Here is a 9,486-nt window from a genome sequence, read left to right as displayed (position 1 = left end):
CTAAAATTAAATTCTTAAAATAAATGCAAATAATATTTCTTCTAATCGGAATAATTGGATTAGTTATGTTTGTTTTTGGTATAAAAACACTGATAAAAAATTACAGAAACGAAATTATTAGCGAATTAAAACTAACTGAAAATGAAATAAATTTTCAAAAAATTGGTACGTATTCAATTTCTGTAGTTGGTGGAAGTTATGCAAATAATTTGGGAAACTTTGAAACTCAAATTACCCATAACGAGACGAAATTAAATACTATTGAAAAAAATCTGAAATTCAAATTTCATTACAAAGGAAGATTAGCAACCGAATTCTATAGTTTTGAAATTGAAAATCTTGGAATACACAAAATCTTTATTAAAAATATTGAAGACTTAGAAGTAAAAGAATCTATGTTAGTATCTAAAAGATTATTTCAAAAGAAATTACCAATTGAAAAAATAGGTTTAATAGTGAAAGAAACATCATCAAGTTCAAAATTTATAATTGGTTTGTTAATGACTGTATTTGGAATTAATATTTCAATTTGGGGAATAATTTTAACATTTAATCCACAACTAATTGGATAAAAACCGAATGCACAACAGCGGTTTGCTTCAATGGCTACTTCCGGATTTTCCTTCGGAAAATCCGCTGCTGAATGGAATGTTTTGTTATATTTGTAATGGCTTGGTGTTGGCTCAACGCCACTGAGAGCAAGCCGCAGAACGTTGTAGCACATTTTAAAAAATGAGAACATTCATAATTATCGTATTTATTTTTACAAGTAATTTAAATGTAATTGCTCAGGATAAAACTTGCCTTTGTATTGATGGTATTGGCTCTTCTCGTAATGACAAACCAATTAAAAATTTTAATTTTAAAAATGGTCAATCTCTTATCATCTGTGGATTTGAAGAAAATAATTTAATTTTAGAATTTAACGTCATAGATTGCTCATCTGAAAAATCTATAAGCGAATATTCTGCTGTTCAAACTTGTACATATGAATTTAAGAATGATACTCTCAAAATTTTTGAGTTAAAACTTCTTCCTAGCGGAAAAAAATGGGAATGGCAATTTGAAAAAATTTCAGTTGAGATTTTTACAGTGAAGAATAATAAAATTATTAAAATTCCTCCAAAACCAATTTTTAATATTAATAATCAAATGTCAGATTTTGAACAAAATGAATTTATTAATGACATAATATTGAATAAAGATAATGGAATGCAATATGATTGGGATTGGGAAGAAATTATTGGAAAATTAGAACTTTTAGCATTAATAAAAAACGAAAAAGCCCTTGATATCTTATTAAATCTTGAAAAGATAACTAACTATCAACTAGATGGAGCATTTAAAGAACAATATAATGACGCTATATCAAATATAAATTGGATTCTTAATAATTAAAAAAACGTGCTACAACAGCGGTTTGCTTCAATGGCTACTTCCGGATTTTCCTACGGAAAATCCGCTGCTGAATGGAATGTTTTGTTATATTTGTAATGGCTTGGTGTTGGCTCAACACCACTGAGAGCAAGACACGAAACGTTATGGTTAATTTTGATATGGAAGAACTAACAGATTATTTATTCAATTCAGACCTAAAAAATGCAGAGAAGTTAATAAAATCTGGCATCGATATTAATACTAAATACAACTCTGGAATTTATCCTATAGATGCTGCAATTAACAGTGACAACCCGAAAGTTTTAGAATTTATAATCCAAAATGGAGCAAATGTAAACATAGAATGCGGACTCCCCCTGAGTTTAGCCTTTGATTATTGCATGGATGGAATGATTCAAAATGATATCCAAAAACCTTATCCAGAAGCTATGGAAATGGTTAATATTTTAATCCAAAATGGCGCCCAAATAGACATAAAGAATAAAAACGGAAAAACACCTATTGATGTTTTAAAATCATACGCTTCACAAAAAGATAAGTTAGAAATACTTAAAAATATATTTAGAGAAGTAATAAAAAACATAGACGATTATTTATAAAACTAACCACAACAGCGGTTTGCTTCAATGGCTACTTCCAGATTTTCCTACGGAATATCCGCTGCTGAATGGAATGTTTTTTTACTTAATTGCTTAGACATGTTAATTTATTATTATTTAAAATTACATTAAAAAGCTGTATATGGCTACTCGCTATTTTTAAAGGATAAACAAAAAGCCAGAATTTACATTCTGGCTTTTCTATTTTTTAAACTATTTTCTTATTCCAATATAAAAGAAACTGATACATTTGAAATTATCTCAATTTCTCCTATTGCTAATGTTTCTTGTGGCATTGATGCACCATCAGCCATTGCCATGGTTTTCATTTCGGCATACACTGGTCGTGGATAATTTGTAAAGGAGTTATCTGAAATTACTAACGCCTTCCCTACTTTTTGTCCCGCTAAAACCGAAACGTAATCTTCAGCTTTTTGCTTTGCATCTAAAATAGCTTTCTTACGTGCTTGACTTTCGTATTCTTTAATTTTAGATGATTTGAATTCTACACCTTGAATCGAATTGATGCCACTATCTACCAAATCCATCATTAATTTATCGTATTTAGACAAATCTTTCAAATGAATTGAAATGGTTTGATTGGCTACATAATTGTATTTCTTAGTGTTATAATCGTAGTTTTTGTACAAATTCACACGTTGCGTTTGATAATCGGCTGTTGGAATTCCGCGTTGTTTGATTAATTTCAACACTTTATCTACGATTTCGTCGTTTTTCTTTTTTACTTCGGCTGCTTCTTTACCTGTATTTTCCACGGCAACTGTAATTATCGCTTCGTCTGGAGTTACTTTGATTTTTCCTTCGCCAGAAACACTAATTTGTGGAACTGTTTTTACTTCTTGTGCTTGTAACATACCTGCTGAGAATAATAGTATCATTACTAATTTTTTCATAATCTTAATATTTTAATAATTTATAGTTTTCAAGTATTGTGCCAAAAATGAATTCATTTAAATTTTCTTCAATTTAGCCATGATAAATAAAATTACAATAGGAACCAATAACGCTATTACTGTTTTTGATTCTTCGGTAACTAAAAAAGGAAATTTTGCTAATGTAATTCCAAATCCGCCAATAGCACCACCAAAATGCGCTACGTGACCAATATTATCGCTCTTTGCTTTCATTCCGTAAATTGAAAATAGCAAATAAGCAAATCCGAAAATATAACCTGGAATAATTCCGTACATATACAAATTAGGTTCTAATAAAATGGCACTGTATATAATTCCCATTACCGCGCCCGAAGCTCCTACTGATCGATAATAGTAATCATCTTTATGAAAATATAAGGTAAGCAAATTTCCTCCTATTAAACTTCCAAAATACAAATACGCAAAATACATTGCTCCAACAATATTAATTACATAAGGAGCAAACATATAAAGGGTAAACATATTGAAAGCCAAATGCATTAAATCGACATGTAAAAATCCAGATGAAAACATTCTAAACTGTTCGCCAGAACGGATGCTTCCGATGTGAAATTCGTACTTTCTAAAAAATTGGGTATCGTTAAAGGCTTTGAAACTAATTAAAGCATTCGCGGCAAGAATCACTAATAAAACAATGTTCATAAAGTTTTTTTTGTAAATTTAGGAATACTTTGTCAAATTTACTTCCAACTAAAAAGGTATATTTGTAAAAAATTTCACGAATGCAGTTATTAGTCTACATACTTATCTATCCGATTTTATGGATAATATCTATTCTACCGTTCCCTATATTCTATTTACTTTCTGATTTTATATATTTTATAACCTATTACATCATTGGTTACAGAAAAAAAGTAGTTAGAGCAAACATTAAATTAGCCTTACCTCATTTATCTGAAGCTGAAAGATTAAAAATTGAAAAGAAATTTTATAGTCACATGTGCGACATGTTTTTAGAGATGATTAAAACCATTTCTATATCGCAAAAAGAAATTGAAAAACGATTTACTTTTAGCAACATGGAGGTATATTATGATTTGGAGAAAAAAAATAAAAGTATTGCTTTAATGTGCGCGCATTATGCAAGTTACGAATGGGTTGTTTCGATGAATTACCACATTCACTGTAAAGGAATTGGGATTTATAAAAAATTAGCGAATCCGTATTTTGATAAATTGGTAAAGCGTATACGTTCTAAATTTAAAGCGGAATTGATTACAACTAAAGAAACAATACCTACCATTGCAGATAATCACAAAAATAACGTGTTAAGTTTATACGGATTTGCGAGTGATCAATCGCCAAAACCAAGTTCTGCTTATCACTGGGCGCCTTTTATGGGACATATTGTTCCTGTGCATACGGGTGCCGAAATGTTAGCCAAACGTTTTGATATGAATGTGATTTTTCTTAGAACTAAAAAAATAAAACGTGGTTATTATCAAGCAAGCTTTGAAGTGCTTTCGGAAGACGTAAAATCGGTTCCTAATTATGAAATTACTGATAAATTCTTGAAGTTAGTAGAAGAACAAATCTACGAAGCACCAGAGTTTTACTTATGGACGCATAAAAGATGGAAACATACGAAAGAAAAAGCTCAGTAATAACTGAGCTTTTTCTTTTTATAAATTAAACCAATTGTGAACCATTTCTTTGATTTCCCCTTTGGCACTTTTATGCACAAATTCATTAGTCTTAGGATTGTATTCGTAATCCGTTCCCCATTCTTTATGATTAGCTGCTAAAGCTTTAATGTTTTCACAAACGAATTCAATTTCTTCCGTTGTAGTAGTTGGGTGAATCGACATACGAATCCATCCAGGTTTTTGAATTAAATCTCCTGAAGAAATTTTACAAACTAAATCGTGCGATGTTTCTTGGTCTACGTGTAATAAATAATGCCCGTAAGTTCCTGCACAACTACAGCCACCACGCGTTTGAATTCCGAATCTATCATTCAATAATTTTACTCCTAAATTGTAATGTAAATCATCAATGTAAAACGAAATGACTCCTAACCTATCTTGGTGTTGGTTTGCCAAAATATGTAAGTTATCGATATTTCCAAGAGCTTCAAAAATGTAATCAACAATTTCATGTTCTCTATCTAAAATATTTTGAACCCCCATTTTTTCTTTTAACTGAATCGCCAAAGCAGTTTTCATTACTTGTAAGAAACCTGGAGTTCCACCATCTTCTCTATCTTCAATATTGTCGATATATTTGTGTTCGCCCCAAGGGTTTGTCCAACTTACGGTTCCTCCTCCTGGACAATCGGGAACGTTGTTTTTGTATAAATCTTTATTGAAAATCAAAACGCCTGAAGTTCCAGGACCACCTAAAAATTTATGAGGTGAAAAGAAAATCGCATCCAAATAACTTTCTGAATCTTCTGGATGCATATTGATATTCACATACGGACCCGAACAAGCAAAATCTACAAAGCAAACACCGTTATTTTGGTGCATTAATTTGGCTACTTCGTGATAAGGCGTTCTAATTCCAGTTACGTTTGAACAAGACGTAATTGAAGCTATTTTAAAACTTCTGTCTTTGTATTTTTCTAGTAAATTCTTCAATTCGTTAACGCATAACAAACCGTTTTCATCGGCTGGAATTACCACTACATCAGCAATGGTTTCTAACCAAGATGTTTGATTCGAATGGTGTTCCATGTGTGAAATAAAAACGATTGGTTTCAACTCGTTTGGAATCGCTGTAAACTCTTTTAAATTCTCTGGGATACGAAGTCCTAAAATACGTTGAAATTTGTTTACAACACCAGTCATTCCGGTTCCATCAGTAATTAAAATATCCGAATCAGATGCATTTACATGATGTTTTATAATGTGGCGCGCTTCATGATACGCCATTGTCATAGCCGTTCCTGTAACTGAAGTTTCGGTATGCGTATTGGCAACAAACGGACCAAAATCGTTCATCAATTTTTCTTCAATTGGGCGATATAATCTTCCGCTGGCTGTCCAATCGGTGTAAATGATTTTCTTTTCCCCAAAAGGCGATTGAAAACTTTGATTAATTCCAATTATATCCTTTCTGAACTCCTCAAAGTAACATTCTAATTGGGTTTTAGTTGTTGTAGTTGACATGCGTTGTATTTTATTTATTCTTTCGTTTGTCTTTCGTATAAAACCGTTTCTACTGTTTCAAAATCAGTTGGTTTTCCTTCTGAGACAAAATATTTTATTAAAACTTGACCCCATAAATCGCCACAAGAAAATTCAGCAATTATCCATCTATGGTTAAGAATTTTTGATGTGTTAATCAAAAACGGAACACCATCAATTGGTTCATAAGGAACAAGCGGATTACCTTTTTTATTTTCGTTTAAACTAATCAAATCTTCTTTAACTTTTACAGCTACTTTTTGATAATCTAAATTGTTAGAAAAGAAATATTCTTGCGCATCTTCGTCGCTTTCCAAAGCAAAATAATTAGCATTAGCCAAACTAGCAACAGAATCTCTAGACGTTTTTAAATTCGCTTTTACTTTTAGTACTTCTTTGTCTTTTGCGTCTAATATTTTTGTTGAATTCACATATTGGAACACATTAAACAATAACGAGAAAATCAAAGCATACAAAATTACGTTCTTCATAAATCTTAAATATTAATTTCTAAATTATCATAAGCTACAAACACATTTTCTGGCAATTTCTTCTGAATTTCTTCGTGAAAACCAAACAAATGGCTAATGTGCGTTAAATAAGTTGTTTTTGGACGCACCAAAGATATGAAATGTAAAACTTCTTCTAAATTAAAATGTGTGTTATGTGGTTCTTCTCGCAAGCAATTCACTACCAAAACCTTACAGTCTTTAATTTTTTCAATTTCAGAAGCTTCCATTGTCTTCACATCAGTCAAATACACAAAATCTTGAACTCGGTATCCAAAAACTTGCAACGAACCATGATAAGCGTTGACAGGAATAACAACTTCATCATTCACCAAAAACGATTGGTTATTAATTACTTCATTTTCAGAAACTGAAGGCGCTCCTGGATATTTATTTTCGGTTTCAAAGATGTAATCGAATCTTCGTTCTAAATTTTTTAAAACTCTTTCATGTGCATAAATGGAAATTGCACCTTGTTTAAAAAAGAACGGACGAATATCATCTAAACCCGCAGTGTGGTCAGCATGTTCGTGTGTAAATAATAATCCGTCAATTTTAGGACATTTGGAATTTAGCATTTGCTGTCTAAAATCGGGACCACAATCGATAACAATAGAAGTATTCTCGGTTTCAATCCATACTGAAACTCGCAATCTGTTGTCTTTTTTATCCGTACTCAAGCACACCGAATGATGACTTCCAATTACTGGAATTCCTTGAGAGGTTCCTGTTCCTAAAAAATAAATTTTCAAAGCCTTATCTTTTGCACAAAAATAACAATAATTATGGTAGTTTTTATAAAATGATTAACTTTGCCATTGGAGACTATTTTTTTCCAAAGTACCCCAAAAATTATTTTAATGAAAAGCATGGTTACAGATATTAAAGTTCGTGGAGACAGAGAGATAGAGCAAATTCCTTCTATTAAAGATAAAGCATTAAGAATTAATCTTAATGAAAACATCTATGGAACGTTTGCTGAGATTGGAGCAGGACAAGAAACAGTACGTAACTTTTTTAGAGCTGGCGCCTCGTCTGGAACTATTGCAAAGGCAATGTCAGCATACGATAAAGACTTTAGTGACGCTATTTATGGTGTTGAAGAAGATGGTCGTTATGTAACGGAAAGTCGCTTAAAAAAGATGTTGTCTCATGAAATTAATTTGGTAGAACAACGTTTAAGCCGAGACAAACATCCTAATAAATTATTTTTTAGTTACGCCAATACTGTAGCAACTATTGATTTTGCGAAACAGTTTAAAGGACATGGCTGGGTTGGAATCGTGTATCAAGTTGAACCAGACGAAGATTATAACGAAATTACATTACACATTCGTTTTAAAGAAAATGACGCCAAATTACAACAAGAAACTCTAGGAATCCTTGGTGTAAACTTAATTTATGGTGCTTTTTATAAATACAACGACCCAAAAAAATTACTTCGTTACTTATATGACCATTTAGACAAAGACCAATTAGAAATCGACACGATTAACTTTTCTGGTCCTCGTTTTGCGAATGTAGACAATCGTTTGATGAGTTTGCAATTAGTTAAAAATGGAATGACGGATGCCGTTATGTTTGGTCCTGATGGAAAAAACATACTTCCAGCAGCTGTTTTGTATAAGAAAAATATTTTAGCGTTAAGAGGAAGTTTTAGACCTGTTACTAAGGTAAACATGAACATGTACAAGAAATCTTATGAGATGTTCATTCAGGAAAACAAAGTTGATAAAGAAAATACTTTTGTAGTTTTTGAAATCACACTTTCCAACTTAAAAGCAGAAGGAGAAATTGACGAACGCGATTTCTTGGACAGAGCCGAATTACTATGTAAATTAGGGCAAACTGTAATGATTTCGAACTTCCAAGAATATTTCAAAGTTGTGGAATACTTCTCTAACTATTCGAAAGCTAGAATGGGATTAGCCATGGGAGTTAATAACTTAATTGAAATTTTTGACGAAAAATACTATCGCCATTTATCAGGAGGAATTTTAGAAGCTTTTGGAAAATTGTTCTATCGCGACTTAAAAGTGTATCTATATCCTATGAAAGATAATAATGGCAACATCATTACTTCAGAAAACTTAAAAGTACATCCTAGAATGAAAGAATTGTACAAATTCTTTAAATTCAATGGAAAAGTTATTGATATCAAAGATTTTGATGAAAAAAACTTAGATATTTTCTCAAGAAAAATTTTAAAAATGATTTGCCGAGGGGAATCAGGTTGGGAAGATATGCTTCCGGAAGGAACTGCTGATATCATTAAAAATGAAAAATTATTCTCTTACGCTTGCGAAGTCGATTTTAAAGAAAAAGAAGCTGAAGAAATTAACTAATACTGAAAATCACTCCTAAAAAGAGTGATTTTTCATTTCACAAAACCATTCACATGAACATTCGTCTTTTAACTATCGGAAAAACAGACAATAAAGCGTTACAAACCTTAATTGATGATTACACCAAGCGTTTGTCGTTTTACGTGAAATTTGATTTGGAAATCATCCCCGATATCAAAAACGTAAAGAATTTATCGGAAGCCCAACAAAAAGAAAAAGAAGGCGAATTGATCTTATCTAAAATCACAGCAACCGACCAATTAATTCTACTCGATGAAAACGGAAAAACATATAGCAGCGTAGGTTTCTCCGATTTTTTACAAAAGAAAATGAATGCGGGAACTAAAACCTTAGTATTCGTAATCGGTGGCCCTTACGGATTTAGCGAAACCGTTTACCAAAAAGCACAAGGAAAAGTCTCGTTATCCGAAATGACGTTTTCACATCAAATGGTGCGATTATTTGTAATTGAACAGATATATAGAGGATTTACGATTTTGAGAAACGAGCCGTATCATCATCAGTAATAAAAGAATCAATGAGAAATAATT

At 31.6% G+C, this 9,486-nt stretch carries 11 protein-coding genes; 6 read left to right on the top strand and 5 right to left on the bottom strand.

Annotated features, from left to right (window positions below; translation table 11 throughout):
- Positions 1-23 precede the first annotated feature (23 nt).
- The 3 genes from L6Q46_RS10145 to L6Q46_RS10135 all read left to right on the top strand — a co-directional run bounded on the left by L6Q46_RS10145 (position 24) and on the right by L6Q46_RS10135 (position 1,997).
- A complete protein-coding gene (locus L6Q46_RS10145) occupies positions 24-572 on the top strand; it encodes a hypothetical protein (protein ID WP_291284202.1) in 549 nt (182 codons plus the stop codon).
- Positions 573-732: 160 nt separating this feature from the next.
- On the top strand, positions 733-1,398 hold the full coding sequence (locus L6Q46_RS10140; protein ID WP_291284201.1) for a hypothetical protein: 666 nt from the start codon (positions 733-735) through the stop codon (positions 1,396-1,398).
- 158 nt (positions 1,399-1,556) lie between these two features.
- Complete coding sequence (locus tag L6Q46_RS10135; protein WP_291284200.1) at positions 1,557-1,997, top strand: hypothetical protein; 441 nt, start codon at positions 1,557-1,559, stop codon at positions 1,995-1,997.
- A 221-nt stretch (positions 1,998-2,218) separates the two neighbouring features.
- On the opposite strand, the gene L6Q46_RS10130 is transcribed toward L6Q46_RS10135, so the two are convergent.
- Together L6Q46_RS10130 and L6Q46_RS10125 are read right to left on the bottom strand one after the other, a co-directional pair.
- The gene (locus L6Q46_RS10130; protein WP_291284199.1) at positions 2,219-2,911 is read right to left on the bottom strand and encodes an SIMPL domain-containing protein; all 693 of its coding nucleotides are present in this window, start codon (positions 2,909-2,911) and stop codon (positions 2,219-2,221) included.
- Positions 2,912-2,968: 57 nt separating this feature from the next.
- The gene (locus L6Q46_RS10125) at positions 2,969-3,595 is read right to left on the bottom strand and encodes a rhomboid family intramembrane serine protease (protein WP_291284198.1); all 627 of its coding nucleotides are present in this window, start codon (positions 3,593-3,595) and stop codon (positions 2,969-2,971) included.
- Positions 3,596-3,675: 80 nt separating this feature from the next.
- On the opposite strand from L6Q46_RS10125, the gene L6Q46_RS10120 reads away from it, so the two are divergent.
- A complete protein-coding gene (locus L6Q46_RS10120) occupies positions 3,676-4,557 on the top strand; it encodes a lysophospholipid acyltransferase family protein (RefSeq protein WP_291284197.1) in 882 nt (293 codons plus the stop codon).
- Between the two features lie 18 nt (positions 4,558-4,575).
- On the opposite strand, the gene L6Q46_RS10115 is transcribed toward L6Q46_RS10120, so the two are convergent.
- From L6Q46_RS10115 to L6Q46_RS10105, 3 genes are read right to left on the bottom strand one after another with little or no spacing between them, the layout of a single operon-like run.
- Positions 4,576-6,063 (bottom strand): aminotransferase class V-fold PLP-dependent enzyme, encoded by a 1,488-nt coding sequence (locus L6Q46_RS10115; RefSeq protein WP_291284196.1) that lies wholly within the window; start codon positions 6,061-6,063, stop codon positions 4,576-4,578.
- A 14-nt stretch (positions 6,064-6,077) separates the two neighbouring features.
- Positions 6,078-6,572: a hydrolase gene (locus tag L6Q46_RS10110; protein ID WP_291284195.1), complete on the bottom strand. Its 495-nt coding sequence runs from the start codon at positions 6,570-6,572 to the stop codon at positions 6,078-6,080.
- 5 nt (positions 6,573-6,577) lie between these two features.
- Positions 6,578-7,342 carry an MBL fold metallo-hydrolase gene (locus L6Q46_RS10105; protein WP_291284194.1) on the bottom strand — a complete coding sequence of 255 codons (765 nt, stop codon included), beginning with the start codon at positions 7,340-7,342 and terminating at the stop codon, positions 6,578-6,580.
- A 117-nt stretch (positions 7,343-7,459) separates the two neighbouring features.
- On the opposite strand from L6Q46_RS10105, the gene L6Q46_RS10100 reads away from it, so the two are divergent.
- Positions 7,460-8,935 carry a TonB-dependent receptor gene (locus tag L6Q46_RS10100; protein ID WP_181452392.1) on the top strand — a complete coding sequence of 492 codons (1,476 nt, stop codon included), beginning with the start codon at positions 7,460-7,462 and terminating at the stop codon, positions 8,933-8,935.
- 53 nt (positions 8,936-8,988) lie between these two features.
- A complete protein-coding gene (gene rlmH, locus L6Q46_RS10095; protein WP_291284193.1) occupies positions 8,989-9,462 on the top strand; it encodes a 23S rRNA (pseudouridine(1915)-N(3))-methyltransferase RlmH in 474 nt (157 codons plus the stop codon).
- Positions 9,463-9,486 lie beyond the last annotated feature (24 nt).

Source organism: Flavobacterium sp., from assembly GCF_023151265.1.
Taxonomy (GTDB): domain Bacteria; phylum Bacteroidota; class Bacteroidia; order Flavobacteriales; family Flavobacteriaceae; genus Flavobacterium.
Note: the sequence above shows the minus strand (reverse complement) of the source record. Positions and strands in the feature narration are given on the sequence as shown.